Source organism: Cereibacter sp. Soil_C_27 (assembly GCF_057657095.1).
This window is the reverse complement of record NZ_JBDGJD010000001.1, coordinates 211776-227622: the sequence shown is the minus strand read 5'-3', so window position 1 is coordinate 227622 and position 15847 is coordinate 211776. Positions and strand designations below refer to the sequence as shown.

Sequence of the window (15847 nt, the reverse complement as noted above, 5' to 3'; positions counted from 1 at the left end):
CTCAGACTCCCAGACACCAGCGCATCACGGCCTTCTGCGCGTGGAGGCGGTTCTCGGCCTCATCAAACACCACCGAATGCGGGCCGTCCATCACCGCGCTGGTCACTTCGTCGTCACGATGCGCCGGCAGGCAATGCATGAACAGCGCCTCGGGGCTGGCCTGCGCCATCAGCCGCTCGTTGATCTGGTAGGCGCGCAACTGGTTGTGCCGCCGCTCCCGCGCGGAGGCCGGATCGTGCATGGACACCCATGTGTCGGTGACCACCAGATCGGCACCGGCGATGGCCTTGCCCGGATCGCGCTCGATGCTGACGCGGCTGCCCTTGTCGCGGGCGTAGCCGACGAATTCCGCCTCGGGGTCGAGGGTGGGCGGGCCGGTGAAGGTGAAGTCGAAGCCGAACTGGCCCGCCGCATGCAGGAAGGAGGCGCAGACATTGTTGCCGTCGCCCGCCCAGACCACCTGCCGCCCGGCGATCGGGCCGCGGTGCTCCTCGTAGGTCATCACGTCGGCCATGATCTGGCAGGGGTGGGTGCGGTTGGTCAGGCCGTTGATCACCGGGACGCTGGCGTATTCGGCCATCTCCAGGAGGGTCTGTTCCTCGAAGGTGCGAATCATGATGAGATCGACATAGCGGCTGAGCACGCGGGCGGTGTCGGCGATGGTCTCGCCATGGCCGAGCTGCATGTCGGCGCCCGAGAGCACCATGGTCTGCCCGCCCATCTGGCGCACGCCGACGTCGAAGGAGATCCGGGTGCGGGTCGAGGGCTTCTCGAAGATCAGCGCCACCATGCGGCCCTTGAGCGGCTGCACGTCGTCGGGTTCGCCCTTGGGGCGGCCGTTGCGGGCGGATTTCATCGCATGGGCGCTGTCGATCATCTGCCGCAGGGCGGCGGCGTCGGTCTTGTGGATGTCGAGGAAATGATTCACTGGGTCTGGCTTTCGTTACCCGGGCGAAGGGGGCTCCCGCCCCCCCTGCGCCTTCGGCGCATTCACCCCCGGGGATATTTGAAAAGGGAAGACGTGGGGTCGGTCGTCCCTGCTCGTCGGTGCGACCGCTGCGCCCGCTCGCCCAGATGCGGGCAGATGTCAGGCCGCATCGGCTTCGACCCGGCTGGCGGCGCGGTCGAGCCGGGCGACTGCCTCGGCGATGTCGGCATCGGGGATGTTGAGCGCGGGCAGGAGCCGCAGCACGTTGTCGGCGGCGGGAACGGTCAGCAGGTTCTCGGCATAGCTCGCCTTCACCACATCGGTGTTGGGCGCGCGGCATTTCAGCCCGAGCATCAGCCCCGTGCCGCGCACGGCCTCGAAGACCGTGGGATGGGCGGCGACGAGGCCCTCGAGCTTCTGGCTGAAGAGCGCGGCCTTGCGGTTGACCTCGGCGAGGAAGGCGTCGTCGTTGACGAGTTCCATCACCCGGGCGCCGATGGCGCAGCCGAGCGGGTTGCCGCCATAGGTCGAGCCATGGGTGCCGGCGACCATGCCGACCGCGGCGCGTTCGGTGGCCAGCACCGCGCCGAGCGGGAAGCCGCCGCCGATGCCCTTGGCGACCATCATGATGTCGGGGGTGACGCCGGACCATTCATGCGCGAAGAGCCGGCCCGAGCGGCCCATGCCGCATTGCACCTCGTCGAAGACCAGCAGGGCGCCGGTCTCGTCGCAGAGATCGCGCAGGCCCTTGAGGCAGGCGTCGGGCAACACGCGGATGCCGCCCTCGCCCTGGATCGGCTCGATCAGCACCGCGGCGGTGCGATCGGTCAGGGCGGCGCGCAGCGCGTCATGGTCGCCGAAGGGCAGGCTGCGGAAGCCGGGCATCAGGGGGCCGAAGCCCTTGGTCATCTTCTCCGACCCGGCCGCGGCGATGGCGCCGGTGGAGCGGCCGTGGAAGGCGCCCTCGAAGGTCAGGATCTCGATCCGGTCGGGGTCGCCCTGTTCGGTCCAGTATTTGCGGACCATCTTGATCGCCAGTTCCGCGGCCTCGGTGCCGGAGTTGGTGAAGAAGACGGTGTCGGCGAAGGTCGCCTCGACCAGCTGCCGGGCCAGCCGCTCCTGCTCGGGGATGCGGTAGAGGTTGGAGACATGCCAGAGCTGCTGCGCCTGGGCGGTCAGCGTCTCGACCAGATCGGGATTGGCGTGGCCCAGCACGTTCACCGCGATGCCCGCGCCGAGATCGAGGTAGCGCGCGCCGTCCTCCGTGGTGAGCCAGGAGCCCTCTCCCTTGACGAAGGCGAGCGGGGCACGGTTGTAGGTCGGCAGGACGGCAGGGATCATGGCATGGGGTCCTTGGTGCAAGACATAAGGGGTGCCGCAGGCAGCGCCTCAAGTCAACGTGGCATCGGTGGGGGAATTTGCCCCTGAGGGCGGGACGGTGGGCCGCCGAGGGAGGGCAGCCGCGATCGGTCGCTTACGCGCGGGGGCGTCGGCGTCGGGGCAGCAGGACGAGGGTGTGCCGGGCGATCATGGCGGAGCGATAGCCTGCGGGGCGGATTCTGTCCATCCCCCACGAGCTGCGGCACGGTGCGGGCCTTGAAATCCGGGGGGACAGCTTGTATCTGCGACTGTCCCGGTTAGAATACCGGAAATCTCAGGAACCCTTGGGCGGAAACGCCGGGTTCTCCCCTGACCGGAGTTGCGGCATGTCCTGGACCGACGAGCGCGTCGAGACGCTCAAGAAGATGTGGGCGGATGGCCAGAGCGCCAGCCAGATCGCCAAGGAACTTGGCGGCGTGACCCGCAACGCGGTGATCGGCAAGGTGCACCGGCTCGGCCTGTCGAACCGCGTCGGCAACGGCGCCGAGCGCGCCGAGCCCGAGGAAGAGATCGTGGCGGCCCCGCCGCGCCCGGAGGCTGCGGCCAAGCCCGTGGAGCCGCCGCGCGCGGCACCCGAGCCGCGCGTCGCCCCCGAGCGTCCCGCACCGGCGGCTGCCGCTGCGGCCCCTGCCCCGGCCCCCGCCGCGCCGATCCCGATGCGCAAGGCGATCATCCCCGCGGGCCAGCCGCTGCCGCCGCAGCCCTCGGCCAACGAGATCAGCCCCGAGGCGCTGGCCTCGGTGCGCGAGGTGGAGAAGCACGCCAAGCGGCTGACGCTGATGGAGCTGACCGAGCGGACCTGCAAATGGCCGATCGGCGATCCGGCGACCGAGGATTTCTGGTTCTGCGGCCTGCCCTCGCTGGCGGGCAAGCCCTATTGCGAGGCCCATGTCGGCGTCGCCTTCCAGCCGATGAGCGCGCGGCGCGACCGCCGCCGCTGATCAACCGACAGGCGCGCAGCGCAGGCGCTGCCGCTAGTTGCCGCCCAGAAGCCGGTTCAGCGCCCGCGCCGCCTCGTCCTGAAGCGCGTCGCGGGCGCGGCGCTTTGCGGCATCCTCCAGCGACTCGCCCTCTTCCGGCACGATGCCGAACTCGCGGGCCTTCTCCTCCAGCCGGGCACGGGCGGCGGCTTCGGCGCGGTCGTTGACCAGCGCCTTGACGTCGAGCCGGTAGCGCAGGTCGTCCCATGGGCCGTCGATCAGCAGGGGGACGGTGATGCCGCCGGTGCCGTCCTCGCGCGGCAGCGCCGAGGGTAGCAGGCGGTAGTCGAGCACCCGCTGGCCCAGGCCCACAGTGCCCGCCCCGGTGGCGCGCAGAAGCGGTGCGGCGAAGATCAGGTCGTCGTTGCGCAGCACGCCGCGCTCGACACTGAAGCCAGCCGAGATGCTGTCGAAGATGGTCTTCGCCCCCTGCCCGACATAGCCGGCGTCGAGGGTGCGCAGCATCCCGGCGATATCGAGCCCGCGCAGCTCGCCCTTGCCGAAGCGCAGCGTCCCCTGCCCGGAAAGGCTCTGCATGATCGCGTCCATGCTGGTGCCGACGCCGAGGAAGGACATCTCCAGATCGCCGGTGCCAATCAGCCGGTCGGTGTCGGCGAGATCCTGCAGCAGCGGTTGCAGCGCGAGGCCGGTCAGCTTCACGTCGCCGCCGGTGGAGAGGCCCTGCCGGGCATTGAGCACGAAATTGCCGGTGAGCGTGCCGCCATAGGCGTTCATCTCGCGGATGTCGAAGACGGCGCGGGAGCGGTCGACGGTGAGGAGGAGCCGGGTCTTGTCGAGCCGCGCCTTGCCCAGACGCAGGCTGTCGGCGTTGAGGGCGATGGCGGCATCCATCAGGCCGAGGGCGCTGACGTCGATCGGGGTCTTCGACCAGCCGGAGGTGCCGGGCGCGGCGTCATTGCCCTCGCCCGCCCCGCCCTGCAGCGCCGAGAGATCGAGATCGCCGGCGCGGATCGTGGCGCTGAGCTTGGGCCGCTCGCCGCCAGTGGTCAGATCGGCCTCGCCCATCAGCCGGTTGCCGTCGAGCGAGACGACTCCGTCGCGCAGGTGGATCGAACCGCCATCGGCCACGGTCAGCGCGCCCTGCACCGCCACCGACTGCCGCCCCAGCCCGGCCGGAAGGTCGGGCTTGGGCTGGCGCAGGAAGGCCGAGAGCTGCGAGAGATCCTTGAGGTCGGCGTCGATCTTGCCTTCCGCGGCAAGCGGGGCGGTGGCGAGACGCCCGGCAAAGCCGAGCCGCGCCGCACCGATCTCGGCAGTGACATCGAGCGGCACGAGGCTGCCCTGGATGAAGGGGGCGAATTCACCGACGCGCCCGGTCAGCCGCAGCGTCTGGTCGTTCATCACGCCCGATAGGCTGATGTCGGCAGGCCCGGCGAAGGCGGGCAGCTTCGCCTCGGCGGTCAGCGCCGAAAGCGTGGCGCGGCTGTCGCTGGCCTGATCGATATAGGTGACGGTGCCGTTGGTGATCGTGCCGGAGTCGAGGGTGAAGGGGGTTGCGGCGGCCTCACCCGTCTGCCCGGCCTGCGGATCGGCGGGCACGGCGGGCACGGCGGGAGCGGTGCCGGTGGGGGCGAAATCCCAGTTGGCGCGGCCGTCGGCGGCGCGCTCCAGCAGGATCACGGGATTTTGCACGTCGATGTTGGTGATATGCAGCACGCCACCGAAGAGCGAGCCCATGTCGATGCCGATCTCCAGCGCCTCGGCGCGCAGCATCGGGCCTTCGCTGGACCAGTCGGCATTGGCGACGGTGACCGGGCCGGTGGTGACGCCGAGATGCGGCCAGAGCGAGGGGCTGATGTCGCCCTCGATGGTCAGGGCGCGGCCGGTGCTGGCTTGGAACTGGCTGGTGGCGATGGCGGCGATCCGCTCGCCGGGGATCAGCAGGATGAAGGCCACAACAAGTGCCGCGAGCCCCAGCACCACTCCGATCCCGCGGATAATCCAGCGCATGAGGCCTCCCTTGCCGTTCGGGGCAAGCCTATCGGCTGGGAAAAGCTGCAACAAGGGCTGCGGCAGCGCGCAGACTCACGGTTGCGAGAGCCCGCCTATGAGGCGGGCGCCGATGTTGCCGCGAGGCAGGCGGCTCAGGCCTTGGGCGCGGCCTTGGCTTCCAGCGCGGCGAGGCGGGCCGACAGCGCGTCGTTCTCCTCGCGGGCCTTCTGCGCCATGGCGCGCACGGCGTCGAATTCCTCGCGGGTGACGAAATCGCGGTCGGCCATCCAGCGGTCGATGAAGCCTTTCATCGCCGTCTCGGCCTCGGTCTTCGCACCCTGAGCCACGCCCATCGCGTTGGTCATCAGCTGCGACATGTCGTCGAAGAATTTGTTGCGGGTCTGCATGGCGGTTCCCTCCGTGGCTTCTGGCTATATGGTCGGGGCAGGCCCTGCGCGCAAGGTTGACTTCGCCGCAGCGGCACCGGAAAACCGCGGCAAAAGGAAACCGCATGGCCTATATCCCCTTCCCGGACCTCGCGCCCGAAATCTTCTCGGTCGAGGTCTTCGGCATCACTGTGGCGCTGCGCTGGTATGCGCTGGCCTATATCGCCGGGTTGGTGATCGGCTGGCGGCTGGTCCTGCGGATGATCGCCACGCCGCGGCTCTGGCCCGGCACCCCGCCGATGACCGCCGAGCAGGTGGAGCGGCTGCTGACCTGGGTGATCCTGGGCGTGATCCTCGGCGGGCGGCTCGGCTTCGTGCTGTTCTACCAGCCGGCCTGGTATCTGTCGCATCCGGGCGACATCCTGAAGGTCTGGGAGGGCGGCATGTCCTTCCACGGCGGCTTCTTGGGCGTGATGGTGGCGGGCATCGTCTTCTGCCTGCGCGAGAAGATCCCGATGCTTTCTGCCGCCGACCTGATGGCGGTGGCGACGCCGCCGGGGCTCCTGCTGGGGCGGCTGGCCAATTTCATCAACGCCGAGCTCTGGGGCCGGCCGACCGACCTGCCTTGGGGCGTGGCTTTCCCGGGCGAGGCGGCGCAGACCTGTGCGGGCGTCGTCGGCGTCTGCGCACGTCATCCCTCGCAGCTCTACGAAGCGGCGATGGAGGGTCTGATCCTCGGCGCCCTGCTGCTCTTCGTGGTCTGGCGGCGCGGCTGGCTGGCCTGGCCGGGGCGCACGGTGGGGCTGTTCCTGGCGGGCTACGGGCTGGCGCGGTTTCTGGTGGAATTCGTCCGCCAGCCCGATGCGCAATTCGTCAGCGCGGGCAACCCGCTGGGTCTCGCCTGGCACGTCGGGGGCTGGGGGCTGACCATGGGGCAGATCCTGTCGCTGCCAATGATCGCCGTCGGGCTCTGGCTGATGATGCGGGCGCGGCGGGCGGTCGCCTCGCAGGCGGTATGACCCCGCTCGCCGACCTGCTGATCCGCCGGATCGAGGCGGCGGGGCCGCTGAGCCTGGCCGATTACATGGCCGACTGCCTGCTGCATCCCGAGCACGGTTATTACGCGACGCGCGAGCCCTTCGGCGTGGCGGGCGATTTCACCACCGCGCCGGAGATCAGCCAGATGTTCGGCGAGCTGCTGGGCCTCTGCCTCGCACAGAGCTGGCTCGACCAGGGCGCGCCCGAAGTCTTCACCCTGGCCGAGCTGGGGCCGGGGCGCGGCACGCTGATGGCCGATGCCCTGCGGGCGACGCGCGGCGTGCCGGGCTTTCACGCGGCGGCGCGGGTGGTGCTGGTCGAGGCCTCGGCCCGGCTGCGCGCGGTGCAGCGCGAGACACTGGCGGCCTATCCGGTGGACTGGGTCGAGGGCGTCTCCGCCCTGCCCGACCGGCCCCTGTTCCTCCTCGCCAACGAGTTCTTCGACGCGCTGCCGATCCGCCAGTTCGTCCGCGACGGCGAAGGCTGGCGCGAGCGGGTGGTGGGGCTTGCCGAGGGCCGGCTGAGCTTCGGCCTGACCGGGGCGTCCCGGCTGGCGGCGCTGGAGCACCGGCTGGCCGATACCGGCCCGGGCGAGGTGGTGGAGATCAGCCCTGCCGCCGCGCCGATCATGGCCGCGATCGCCGAGCGGATCGCGGGTCATGGCGGGGTGGCGCTGGTCATCGACTACGGCGGCTGGCGTTCCCGCCGGGATACGCTGCAGGCGCTCAGGGCGCATCGCTTCGCCGATCCGCTGGAGGCGCCGGGCGAGGCCGATCTGACGGCGCATGTCGATTTCGAGGCACTGGCTGGCGCCGCTTCCCCCTGCGCCTGCAGCTACACCGAACAGGGTGCGCTGCTCCTGAAGCTCGGGATGGCGGCGCGGGCGGCGAAACTCGCCGGGCAACTGGAGGGCGAGCGGCGGGAAAACCATCTTGCCGCATATCGGCGCTTGACCGCCCCCACGGAAATGGGAACGCTGTTCAAGGCGCTGGCAGTCCATCCGCCCCATTCGGCGCCACCACCGGGATTTGATTGATGCTGGAAATTCTGACGGCCGAAGCTCTGGCGCCCCTGCGGCATGGCTTCTTCACCCGAAAGGGCGGCGCCTCTTCGGGGATCTTCCGCGGACTGAACTGCGGACCGGGCAGCACCGATCTGTCGGAAGTGGTGGCGATCAACCGCGCCCGTGTCGCCGCGGCGCTGGACGTCGCGCCGGAAAACCTCATCAGCATCAATCAGGTGCATTCCGCCGATGTGGTGCATCTGACGGGGCCCGTCGCCAAGCGCCCGCGCGCGGATGGCATGGTGACGGCGACGCCGGGGGTGGCGCTGGCCATCCTGACCGCAGATTGCCAGCCGGTGCTGATGGCGGATGCCGAAGCCGGGGTGATCGGCGCCGCCCATGCCGGCTGGCGCGGCACCCGCGACGGCGTGCTGGAAGCAACCATCGCCGCGATGGAAGGCCTCGGCGCCGAACGCAGCCGGATCGTCGCGGTCATCGGCCCGACCATCAGCCAGGCCGCCTATGAGGTGGGACCGGAATTCGTCGAGGGTTTTCTGGACGAGGCGCCGGAGAGCGCGCGCTTCTTCGCCCAGGGGCACGGCAACCGGGCGCTGTTCGACCTGCCGGGCTTCGGGCTCGAGCGGCTGCGCGCGGCGGGGGTGGGCCATGCCGAATGGACGCGGCACTGCACCTATGCCGATCCGGATCGCTTCTTCTCCTACCGCCGCACCACCCATGCGGGTGAGGCGGATTACGGGCGGCTGGTCTCGGTGATCCGGCTGTAATCCGGGCACCAAAATCCCTGGAAGGATTTTGAGACTAGTTTCGCGAAACTTTTGCGCCCTGCCGTCAGGCGCTGCGCTGCAGCCGGGCTTCCAGCACGTCGAAGGGCACACCCGGCTCGTCCTTGGCGCAGCGGATGACCAGGCTGGTCTTCACCGAGGCCACATTGGCCGCCGAGGTCAGCTGTTCGGTCAGGAAGCTCTGGAAGGTGGAGAGATCGGGCGCCACGCATTTCAGGATGAAGTCGATCTCGCCGTTCAGCATGTGGCATTCGCGGACCAGAGACCAGTCGCGGCAGCGCTGCTCGAAGGCCGAGAGATCGACTTCGGCTTGACTTTGCAGCCGGACCATGGCGAAGACCTGCACCTCGAACCCGAGCTCGCGCGGGTCGATGTCGGCGTGGTAGCCGCGGATGTAGCCCGCCTCCTCCAGCGTGCGCACCCGGCGCAGGCAGGGCGGGGCCGAGATGCCGACCCGCTTGGCCAGCTCGACATTGGTCATGCGGCCATCGGCCTGCAGTTCGGCCAGGATGTGGCGGTCGATCGGGTCCAGCTTAGAGCCAGCCATGACGGTCTCCTTGTTGAGCGGGGACATTAGAGTCTCGCCACGGTTGGCGCAATATTGTTTCGCGACCGCGCAAGATTTCTTCGCACAGTTACGCAAATCCGCCCCGCCGCGCAACGGGGCCTTTGGGGCTTCCGGCGGCCCGCGGCAGCGCCTATATGAGGCGCCGATATGCGCAACGGGGCAAGGGGCAGAGCATGGCCGAAACACGTCACACGCGGGTACTGATCATCGGATCCGGCCCGGCGGGCTATACCGCCGCGGTCTACGCGGCCCGCGCCATGCTGAACCCGGTGCTGGTGCAGGGCATTCAGCCGGGCGGGCAGCTGACCATCACCACCGAGGTGGAGAACTGGCCGGGCGACACCCATGTGCAGGGCCCCGACCTGATGGTGCGGATGGAGGAGCATGCCAAGGCGATGGGAGCCAAGGTGATCTCGGATTACATCTCCTCGCTCGATCTCTCGGTGAGGCCCTTCGTGGCCATGGCCGACAGCGGCACGATGTTCACCGCCGATGCGGTGATTCTGGCGACCGGGGCGCAGGCGCGCTGGTTGGGCCTGCCCTCGGAAGAGAAGTTCAAGGGCTTTGGCGTCTCGGCCTGCGCCACCTGCGACGGCTTCTTCTACCGCGGCAAGGAGGTCGTGGTGATCGGCGGCGGCAACACCGCGGTCGAGGAGGCGCTGTTCCTGACCAATTTCGCCACCAAGGTCACGCTGATCCACCGCCGCGACAGCCTGCGCGCCGAGAAGATCATGCAGGACCGGCTGTTCAAGCATCCCAAGATCGAAATCCTGTGGAATCACGGTGTCGACGAGGTGGTGGGCGACGAGACGCCGCTGGGCGTCACCGCGGTACGCGCCCGGCATGTCGAGACCGGCGCCATCACCGAAGTGCCCTGCAGCGGCTTCTTCGTGGCGATCGGCCATGCCCCGGCAAGCGAGCTGGTGAAGGACCAGCTGGAGCTGCACAACGGCGGCTATGTGAAGGTGCAGCCCGGCACGACGCAGACCTCGATTCCGGGCGTCTTCGCGGCGGGCGACCTCACCGATCACGTCTACCGGCAGGCCGTGACCTCGGCTGGCATGGGCTGCATGGCGGCACTGGATGCGGAGCGCTTCCTCGCGGGGATCGCCTGACGAAGACCTCTCGTCGAGAAACGGGGGCGCCACGGCGCCCCCGCGGGTCTCAGCGGGCCCGCATCATCCGGCGCAGCAGATGGTCCTTCAGCACGAACTGATGGAACAGCGCCGCCGCCGCATGCAGACCGGCAAGCAGCATCAGCATGTTGACCGCCGCGCCATGCAGATCGGCGGCCTCTTCGACCCCGAGAAACCACGCGGTGGCGCCCAGAGCCGGCACGGCCACCATCAGCAGGTAGAGCAGCCCGTGCGCGACAGCCGCGCCGCGGTCGAGCAGCGCCGGCCCCGCGGTGACGGCGGGGATGACCCCGGCGGTCAGGCGCAGGCCGAGCCGAAGCAGCACGAGCGCCAGCACGGCCAGCCCGACCCAGACATGCAGCTGATAGCCGAGACCGCTGGCGGCCCCGGCCTCTTCATAGACGGCGTCATAGGCCTCTTCCATGGTTTCGCCGAAGAGGTAGTTGAACAGGACGAGTGCCGCGATGGCCCAGTGCAGGGCAATCTGCAGGCCGCTGTAGCCCGGGGGTTGGGTGGTTTGCATGACATCTCCCATCGAGAAGCCGGCGATCCGGCAGGGTGGTCTTCACGACCGCTCCCCCTCCATGCCCCCTCAGGCTGACAGCATCCTGACCGTGTGCCCGGCCCCCGCGCTTTCGACGCCTCGATCAGCGGGCGCGCATCATCCGCAGCAGCAGCCGGTCCTTCAGCACATATTGGTGGAACAGCGCCGAGACCGCATGCACCCCGGCCAGCACCATGATCGCGGTCGCGGCGATCCCGTGCGGCCCCGCCGCCGCGGCGATGTCGCCGCCCCAGGTCATCATGCCGAGGATCGGCACCAGCAGCGTCAGCGCATAGAGCAGCCCCTGCACCCCCGCCGCCACCCGGTCGCCCCGCGTCGCGCCATGGGCAGGTGCGCCCGAGACGAAGCGCACGGCCAGCCGGACAAGGGTGAGGAGCAGCACGGCGAGCCCGACGAGGATATGCAGGTAATGCCCCGCCCCCTCCGGCAACTGTCCCTCGCGCAGCGCGTCATAGGCGCGCTCCATCGTCCCGGCGAAGACGAAGTTGAAGAGCACCAGACCAGCGATGGCCCAGTGCAGCCTGATCTGAAGTCGGGTGTATCCGGTTTCTTCCGCCATGAGAGACCTCCTGACCCTGGCGCGCCCGGATGCGGGCGGGACAGACCGAAGGCTGACACAGGCGGATCGAAAGAAAAGGCGCCGCGTTGTCGCGGCAGCGGGCCCTTGCAGCGCCGGGCCGACGCGCCGCGCAAGGCGGCGCATCGGCGGGCACTCAGTGCACGTTGACCGGCGCGAGGTCGTTCTGCAGGGCCAGCGCGAAGGCGAGCCCGCGGTCGCGCACCAGCGCCAGACGTTCGCCATCGGTGCTGTGCAGCGCATAGAGCACCTCGAGCCCCTCGGCCATCTGCTGCACGTCGTCCGGCAGCTCGGTCACGGCCACCGGACGCACATAGACCATCCGGGCGGCGTCGATCGGCGGGAAATCATGCTTCGCGTTCATCGGTCTGCTCCTGTCTTGCCAAATCTCGGGTGACGGCCCCCTGGGGATCAACGCGGCCCCGCCCGATCGGGATCCGCTGCACCACCGCCTGCGGCACCGATCGGCGCAGATCAATATGCAGCAGACCATGTTCCATCGTCGCCCCGGCCACCTCGACCCCCTCGGCCAGCACGAAGCTGCGCTGGAAGGCCCGGGCTGCGATGCCGCGGTGCAGGAAGACGCGCTGCGCCTCCTCCTCGGCCTGACGGCCGCGGATCACCAGCTGGCGGTCCTCGACGGTGATCGCCACGTCGTCCTCGCGGAACCCGGCCACGGCGAGGGTGATGCGATAGGCATTGTCGGCCACGGCCTCGATATTGAAGGGCGGATAGCCCTCGCCCGCCGTCTTGGCGGTGCGCTCGACCAGCCGCTCAAGCTGCTCGAACCCCAGAAGATAGGGAGACCCCCCGAAACTCAACTTCGTCATCTGTCATGCCCTTAACCCAAGCGACAATCCGTGCCGGACCCCGCACAGGGCATCCGTCCATCCAATATGGGAGCCGGCAAAGTCGCGTGCAAGGGTGGGCGGCCCCCGCCCCCCCCCGCCGCCGCGCCCCCTGCCGCGACAGTTTGCAACCCGTGCAGAATTCTTCCCGTTACGCGGGAATATCGCTATATTTCAGATGGACTGCCCCCTGCCGACTCAAACATCCCGAGCGAGATCCATGAACGCGTCGACCGAACTCAATTTCGAAGAGATGCTGCGCATCCGGCTGGAGGTCCTCCGCCGCGAGCACCGCGATCTGGACGATGCGATCCACGCGCTTGAAAGCGGCGGCCGCGCCGATCAGCTGGCCCTGCGCCGGCTGAAGAAGCAGAAACTGTCGCTCAAGGACCAGATCGTCAAGATGGAAGACCAGCTGATCCCGGACATCATCGCCTGAGCCGTCCGGGCTCGGCACCTTGACCGCATTCCGGGCGGGCCCCTCCGGGACCGCCGCCTTGCCGCGCTGCGACCTGCCCTTCACCTTGTCCAAATATCCTCGGGGGTGAGCCGCGCAGCGGCGAGGGGGCAGACAGCCCCCTGTCGAATTTTCGCAGAAAATTCGGGCCGCAACCGCGGCGCGCAATCCCCGCCTTGCCCCTGCCCCTGCCACCGTTATAGTGCGCCGCTCTGGAACCGGGGGTGCGGGATGGCGGACGTCGGACTTATCATGGGCAGCCAGTCGGACTGGGCCACGATGAAGGAGGCCGCCAGCCTGCTCGACGAGCTGGGCGTGGCTTACGAGGCGCGCATCGTCTCGGCCCATCGCACGCCGGACCGGCTCTGGACCTATGGCAAGAGCGCCGTCGACCGCGGGCTGAAGGTGATCATCGCAGGCGCCGGCGGCGCAGCGCATCTGCCCGGGATGATGGCTTCGAAGACCCGGCTGCCGGTGATCGGCGTGCCGGTGCAGACCAAGGCGCTCTCCGGGGTCGACAGCCTCTATTCCATCCTGCAGATGCCGAAGGGCTATCCGGTCGCCACCATGGCCATCGGTGCCGCCGGCGCCGCCAATGCCGGGCTGATGGCCGCGGGCATCCTGGCGCTGAACGATCCCGCGCTGGCCGCACGGCTCGATGCCTGGCGCGAGGCGCTTTCCGCCTCCATTCCCGAGGAGCCCCGCGATGAGTGATCGTCTGCAACCCGGTGCGACCATCGGCATTCTCGGCGGCGGCCAGCTCGGCCGGATGCTGTCGGTGGCCGCCGCCCGTCTGGGCTTTCGCACCCATGTCTACGAGCCCGCCGCCAACCCGCCCGCCGGCGACGTGGCGCATCGGGTGACGACCGCGCCCTACAGCGACGAGGCCGCGCTCAGGGCCTTCGCCGCCTCGGTCGATGTCATCACCTACGAATTCGAGAACGTGCCCACCGCGGCGCTCGACCTTCTGGAGGCCGCGAAGCCGATCCGGCCGAACCGCCGGGCGCTGGCGGTCAGTCAGGACCGGCTGGAGGAAAAGGCCTTTCTCACCTCGCTGGGCCTCACCGTCGCCCCTTACCGCTCGGTCGACACGCTGGCCGATCTCGAGGCCGCGCTGCATGGCGTCGGCACGCCGGCGATCCTGAAGACGACGCGGCTCGGTTATGACGGCAAGGGGCAGGCGCGGATCAGCGACGAGGCGCAGGCGCCCGAGGCCTTCGCCGCGATGAACGGCCAGCCCGCCGTGCTCGAAGGCTTCGTCAATTTCACCCATGAGGTTTCGGTGATCGCGGCGCGCGGGCTCGACGGCTCGGTCGCGGCCTATGATCCGGGCGAGAACGTGCATCTCGAAGGCATCCTCCACACCACCACCGTGCCCGCGCGGCTGAACGCCGGTCAGCGCACCGATGCGGTGCTGCTCGCGGCGCGCATCCTCAATGCGCTCGACTATGTCGGCGTGCTGGGGGTGGAGCTCTTCGTGACGCCGGACCTGCTGATCGTGAACGAGATTGCGCCGCGGGTGCACAATTCGGGCCACTGGACGCAGAACGGCTGCACCGTCGACCAGTTCGAGCAGCATATCCGCGCGATCGCCGGCTGGCCGCTGGGCGATGGCTCGCGCTTTGCCGATGTCGAGATGGAGAACCTGATCGGCCACGAGATCGCCCGGGTTCCGGCGATCTCGGTCGAGAAGAACGCGGCGCTGCACCTCTATGGCAAGGGCGAGGCGCGGCCGGGCCGCAAGATGGGCCATGTGAACCGCATCCTGAAACCCGCCGACTGACGAGCCGCTTCCGTTTTCCCGTGATCCTTGGGATAAGCAAGCCGAGGGAGAACGCCATGATCCAGCCCATCGACCACACCGCCGGCATCCTGCGCGACCGGCTCGACGCGCTCGTCGCGCGCGAGACCCGGCGCTTTGCCCAGTCGCGGCCCAAGACCAAGGCGGCGCTGGCCGAAGGCTCGGCCTACTTCCTCGGCGGCGTACCGATGCACTGGATGAAGGACTGGCCGCAGCCCTTCCCGCTGCTGGTGGCCAAGGCCGAGGGCGCGCGGCTGACCGATGTCGACGGCTACGGGGTGGATGATTTCTGCCTCGGCGACACCGGCTCGATGTTCGGCCATTCCCCTGCCCCGGTGGCCAAGGCGATCCGGCATCAGGCGCGGCGCGGCCTGACCTACATGCTGCCCACCGAGGACGCGCTGGAGGCCGGGCGGCTTCTGACAGAGCGCTTCGGCTTGTTCCGCTGGCAGATCGCCACCACTGCCACCGACGCCAACCGTTTCGCGCTGCGCGTCGCCCGCGCGGTGACCGGGCGTCCCAAGGTGCTGGTGTTCAACGGCTGCTACCACGGCACGGTGGACGAGACGATGGTGGAGTTGCTGCACGGGAGGACCGTCGCCCGCCCCGGTCTGGTGGGACAGGTCGCCGATCTGGGGCTGACGGCGGTGGCGGTGGAGTTCAACGACACCGCGGCGGTCGAGGCGGCGCTGGCCACCGGCGAGATCGCGGCGATCCTGACCGAGCCGGTGATGACCAATTGCGCCATGGTGCTGCCCGAGGCGGGCTTTCACGACGCGCTGCGCACGCTCAGCCGCCGCCACGGCGCGCTCCTCATCCTCGACGAGACCCATACGATCTCCAGCGGGCTCGGCGGCTACACGAAGGTGCATTCTTTGTCGCCCGACATCTTCGTGGCGGGCAAATGCGTGGCGGGCGGGATGCCGACGGCGGTCTGGGGCCTGACGCCCGCGCTCGCCGACCGCTTCGCCGCCTATGACGAGACCCGGCCCGCCGGCCATTCCGGCATGGGCACCACGCTTTCGGCCAATCCGATGCAATTCGCCTGCCTGCGCGCCACGCTGGCCGAGGTGATGACCGCCGAGGCCTATGCCCATATGGAAGAGGGCGCGGCGCGGCTGGGCCATGGGCTCACGGCGGTGATCGACCGGGTCGAGGCGCCGTGGCATGTGGTTCGCGTCGGCGCGCGGGTGGAGTTCGTCTGCGCCCCCGGCCCCTTGAAGACCGGGGCCGAGGCGATGGCCGCGCATCACCCGGATGTCGAGCGCGCGCTGCATCTGGCGCTTTTGAACCGCGGCTGCCTGATCGCGCCGTTCCACAACATGATGCTGGTCAGCCCGGCCACGCGAAAGCGGCAGATCGACCGGCTGATCGGCGCCTTCGACGAAATCCTCTCCGACCTCTTTGCCTGAAAGTCCGTAACG

18 protein-coding genes are annotated in these 15847 nt (G+C 69.2%); 9 read left to right on the top strand and 9 right to left on the bottom strand.

The window, feature by feature from the left end; all coding sequences use genetic code 11:
* Position 1: 1 nt before the first annotated feature.
* Both argF and AC3A5Z_RS01110 read right to left on the bottom strand, forming a co-directional pair.
* Positions 2-928: an ornithine carbamoyltransferase gene (argF, locus tag AC3A5Z_RS01115; RefSeq protein WP_136794158.1), complete on the bottom strand. Its 927-nt coding sequence runs from the start codon at positions 926-928 to the stop codon at positions 2-4.
* A 159-nt stretch (positions 929-1087) separates the two neighbouring features.
* Positions 1088-2269 (bottom strand): acetylornithine transaminase, encoded by a 1182-nt coding sequence (locus AC3A5Z_RS01110; RefSeq protein ID WP_487517572.1) that lies wholly within the window; start codon positions 2267-2269, stop codon positions 1088-1090.
* A gap of 365 nt (positions 2270-2634) precedes the next feature.
* Between AC3A5Z_RS01110 and AC3A5Z_RS01105 the strand changes: the two genes are divergently transcribed.
* Positions 2635-3249: a GcrA family cell cycle regulator gene (locus tag AC3A5Z_RS01105; protein ID WP_487517571.1), complete on the top strand. Its 615-nt coding sequence runs from the start codon at positions 2635-2637 to the stop codon at positions 3247-3249.
* A gap of 33 nt (positions 3250-3282) precedes the next feature.
* Here AC3A5Z_RS01105 and AC3A5Z_RS01100 read toward each other — a convergent pair whose 3' ends face one another.
* A complete protein-coding gene (locus AC3A5Z_RS01100; RefSeq protein ID WP_487517570.1) occupies positions 3283-5259 on the bottom strand; it encodes an AsmA family protein in 1977 nt (658 codons plus the stop codon).
* A gap of 134 nt (positions 5260-5393) precedes the next feature.
* Positions 5394-5648, bottom strand: coding sequence for an accessory factor UbiK family protein (locus AC3A5Z_RS01095; RefSeq protein ID WP_487517569.1), 255 nt, complete (start codon positions 5646-5648; stop codon positions 5394-5396).
* A gap of 104 nt (positions 5649-5752) precedes the next feature.
* On the opposite strand from AC3A5Z_RS01095, the gene lgt reads away from it, so the two are divergent.
* From lgt to pgeF, 3 genes are read left to right on the top strand one after another with little or no spacing between them, the layout of a single operon-like run.
* Positions 5753-6646 carry a prolipoprotein diacylglyceryl transferase gene (gene lgt / locus AC3A5Z_RS01090; protein ID WP_487517568.1) on the top strand — a complete coding sequence of 298 codons (894 nt, stop codon included), beginning with the start codon at positions 5753-5755 and terminating at the stop codon, positions 6644-6646.
* Positions 6643-7701, top strand: a complete 1059-nt coding sequence (locus tag AC3A5Z_RS01085; protein ID WP_487517567.1) for a class I SAM-dependent methyltransferase — start codon at positions 6643-6645, stop codon at positions 7699-7701. Before lgt ends, AC3A5Z_RS01085 begins: the two co-directional genes overlap by 4 nt.
* Positions 7701-8453, top strand: a complete 753-nt coding sequence (gene pgeF, locus AC3A5Z_RS01080; protein ID WP_487517566.1) for a peptidoglycan editing factor PgeF — start codon at positions 7701-7703, stop codon at positions 8451-8453. Before AC3A5Z_RS01085 ends, pgeF begins: the two co-directional genes overlap by 1 nt.
* Before the next feature lie 64 nt (positions 8454-8517).
* On the opposite strand, the gene AC3A5Z_RS01075 is transcribed toward pgeF, so the two are convergent.
* On the bottom strand, positions 8518-9018 hold the full coding sequence (locus tag AC3A5Z_RS01075; protein ID WP_487517565.1) for an Lrp/AsnC family transcriptional regulator: 501 nt from the start codon (positions 9016-9018) through the stop codon (positions 8518-8520).
* Positions 9019-9212: 194 nt separating this feature from the next.
* Here AC3A5Z_RS01075 and trxB point away from each other — a divergent pair, with 194 nt between their 5' ends.
* Positions 9213-10154, top strand: a complete 942-nt coding sequence (gene trxB, locus AC3A5Z_RS01070) for a thioredoxin-disulfide reductase (RefSeq protein ID WP_487517564.1) — start codon at positions 9213-9215, stop codon at positions 10152-10154.
* 49 nt (positions 10155-10203) lie between these two features.
* On the opposite strand, the gene AC3A5Z_RS01065 is transcribed toward trxB, so the two are convergent.
* The 4 genes from AC3A5Z_RS01065 to AC3A5Z_RS01050 all read right to left on the bottom strand — a co-directional run bounded on the left by AC3A5Z_RS01065 (position 10204) and on the right by AC3A5Z_RS01050 (position 12147).
* The gene (locus tag AC3A5Z_RS01065; RefSeq protein WP_487517563.1) at positions 10204-10698 is read right to left on the bottom strand and encodes a cytochrome b; all 495 of its coding nucleotides are present in this window, start codon (positions 10696-10698) and stop codon (positions 10204-10206) included.
* Between the two features lie 124 nt (positions 10699-10822).
* Positions 10823-11299 carry a cytochrome b gene (locus AC3A5Z_RS01060; RefSeq protein ID WP_487517562.1) on the bottom strand — a complete coding sequence of 159 codons (477 nt, stop codon included), beginning with the start codon at positions 11297-11299 and terminating at the stop codon, positions 10823-10825.
* A gap of 154 nt (positions 11300-11453) precedes the next feature.
* The gene (locus AC3A5Z_RS01055; protein WP_487517561.1) at positions 11454-11681 is read right to left on the bottom strand and encodes a DUF1150 family protein; all 228 of its coding nucleotides are present in this window, start codon (positions 11679-11681) and stop codon (positions 11454-11456) included.
* Positions 11665-12147: an Hsp20 family protein gene (locus tag AC3A5Z_RS01050; RefSeq protein ID WP_487517560.1), complete on the bottom strand. Its 483-nt coding sequence runs from the start codon at positions 12145-12147 to the stop codon at positions 11665-11667. The genes AC3A5Z_RS01055 and AC3A5Z_RS01050 overlap by 17 nt, the downstream gene beginning before the upstream one ends.
* A 238-nt stretch (positions 12148-12385) precedes the next feature.
* Here AC3A5Z_RS01050 and AC3A5Z_RS01045 point away from each other — a divergent pair, with 238 nt between their 5' ends.
* The 4 genes from AC3A5Z_RS01045 to AC3A5Z_RS01030 all read left to right on the top strand — a co-directional run bounded on the left by AC3A5Z_RS01045 (position 12386) and on the right by AC3A5Z_RS01030 (position 15835).
* Positions 12386-12604 (top strand): YdcH family protein, encoded by a 219-nt coding sequence (locus tag AC3A5Z_RS01045; RefSeq protein ID WP_487517559.1) that lies wholly within the window; start codon positions 12386-12388, stop codon positions 12602-12604.
* A gap of 249 nt (positions 12605-12853) precedes the next feature.
* Positions 12854-13336, top strand: coding sequence for a 5-(carboxyamino)imidazole ribonucleotide mutase (gene purE / locus AC3A5Z_RS01040; protein ID WP_111467426.1), 483 nt, complete (start codon positions 12854-12856; stop codon positions 13334-13336).
* A complete protein-coding gene (locus AC3A5Z_RS01035; protein WP_487517558.1) occupies positions 13329-14405 on the top strand; it encodes a 5-(carboxyamino)imidazole ribonucleotide synthase in 1077 nt (358 codons plus the stop codon). The genes purE and AC3A5Z_RS01035 overlap by 8 nt, the downstream gene beginning before the upstream one ends.
* 56 nt (positions 14406-14461) lie before the next feature.
* Complete coding sequence (locus AC3A5Z_RS01030; RefSeq protein WP_487517557.1) at positions 14462-15835, top strand: aspartate aminotransferase family protein; 1374 nt, start codon at positions 14462-14464, stop codon at positions 15833-15835.
* Positions 15836-15847 lie beyond the last annotated feature (12 nt).

Excerpts from the sequence above, each read along its gene's own strand:
- AC3A5Z_RS01030 (WP_487517557.1), top strand. The coding sequence starts at position 14,462 with ATGATCCAGCCCATCGACCACACCGCCGGCATCCTGCGCGACCGGCTC.
- AC3A5Z_RS01045 (WP_487517559.1), top strand. The coding sequence starts at position 12,386 with ATGAACGCGTCGACCGAACTCAATTTCGAAGAGATGCTGCGCATCCGG.
- AC3A5Z_RS01075 (WP_487517565.1), bottom strand. The coding sequence starts at position 9,018 with ATGGCTGGCTCTAAGCTGGACCCGATCGACCGCCACATCCTGGCCGAA.
- AC3A5Z_RS01095 (WP_487517569.1), bottom strand. The coding sequence starts at position 5,648 with ATGCAGACCCGCAACAAATTCTTCGACGACATGTCGCAGCTGATGACC.
- AC3A5Z_RS01050 (WP_487517560.1), bottom strand. The coding sequence starts at position 12,147 with ATGACGAAGTTGAGTTTCGGGGGGTCTCCCTATCTTCTGGGGTTCGAG.
- AC3A5Z_RS01060 (WP_487517562.1), bottom strand. The coding sequence starts at position 11,299 with ATGGCGGAAGAAACCGGATACACCCGACTTCAGATCAGGCTGCACTGG.
- trxB (WP_487517564.1), top strand. The coding sequence starts at position 9,213 with ATGGCCGAAACACGTCACACGCGGGTACTGATCATCGGATCCGGCCCG.
- AC3A5Z_RS01035 (WP_487517558.1), top strand. The coding sequence starts at position 13,329 with ATGAGTGATCGTCTGCAACCCGGTGCGACCATCGGCATTCTCGGCGGC.
- AC3A5Z_RS01110 (WP_487517572.1), bottom strand. The coding sequence starts at position 2,269 with ATGATCCCTGCCGTCCTGCCGACCTACAACCGTGCCCCGCTCGCCTTC.
- AC3A5Z_RS01065 (WP_487517563.1), bottom strand. The coding sequence starts at position 10,698 with ATGCAAACCACCCAACCCCCGGGCTACAGCGGCCTGCAGATTGCCCTG.
- pgeF (WP_487517566.1), top strand. The coding sequence starts at position 7,701 with ATGCTGGAAATTCTGACGGCCGAAGCTCTGGCGCCCCTGCGGCATGGC.
- AC3A5Z_RS01100 (WP_487517570.1), bottom strand. The coding sequence starts at position 5,259 with ATGCGCTGGATTATCCGCGGGATCGGAGTGGTGCTGGGGCTCGCGGCA.
- purE (WP_111467426.1), top strand. The coding sequence starts at position 12,854 with ATGGCGGACGTCGGACTTATCATGGGCAGCCAGTCGGACTGGGCCACG.
- AC3A5Z_RS01055 (WP_487517561.1), bottom strand. The coding sequence starts at position 11,681 with ATGAACGCGAAGCATGATTTCCCGCCGATCGACGCCGCCCGGATGGTC.
- lgt (WP_487517568.1), top strand. The coding sequence starts at position 5,753 with ATGGCCTATATCCCCTTCCCGGACCTCGCGCCCGAAATCTTCTCGGTC.
- AC3A5Z_RS01105 (WP_487517571.1), top strand. The coding sequence starts at position 2,635 with ATGTCCTGGACCGACGAGCGCGTCGAGACGCTCAAGAAGATGTGGGCG.
- AC3A5Z_RS01085 (WP_487517567.1), top strand. The coding sequence starts at position 6,643 with ATGACCCCGCTCGCCGACCTGCTGATCCGCCGGATCGAGGCGGCGGGG.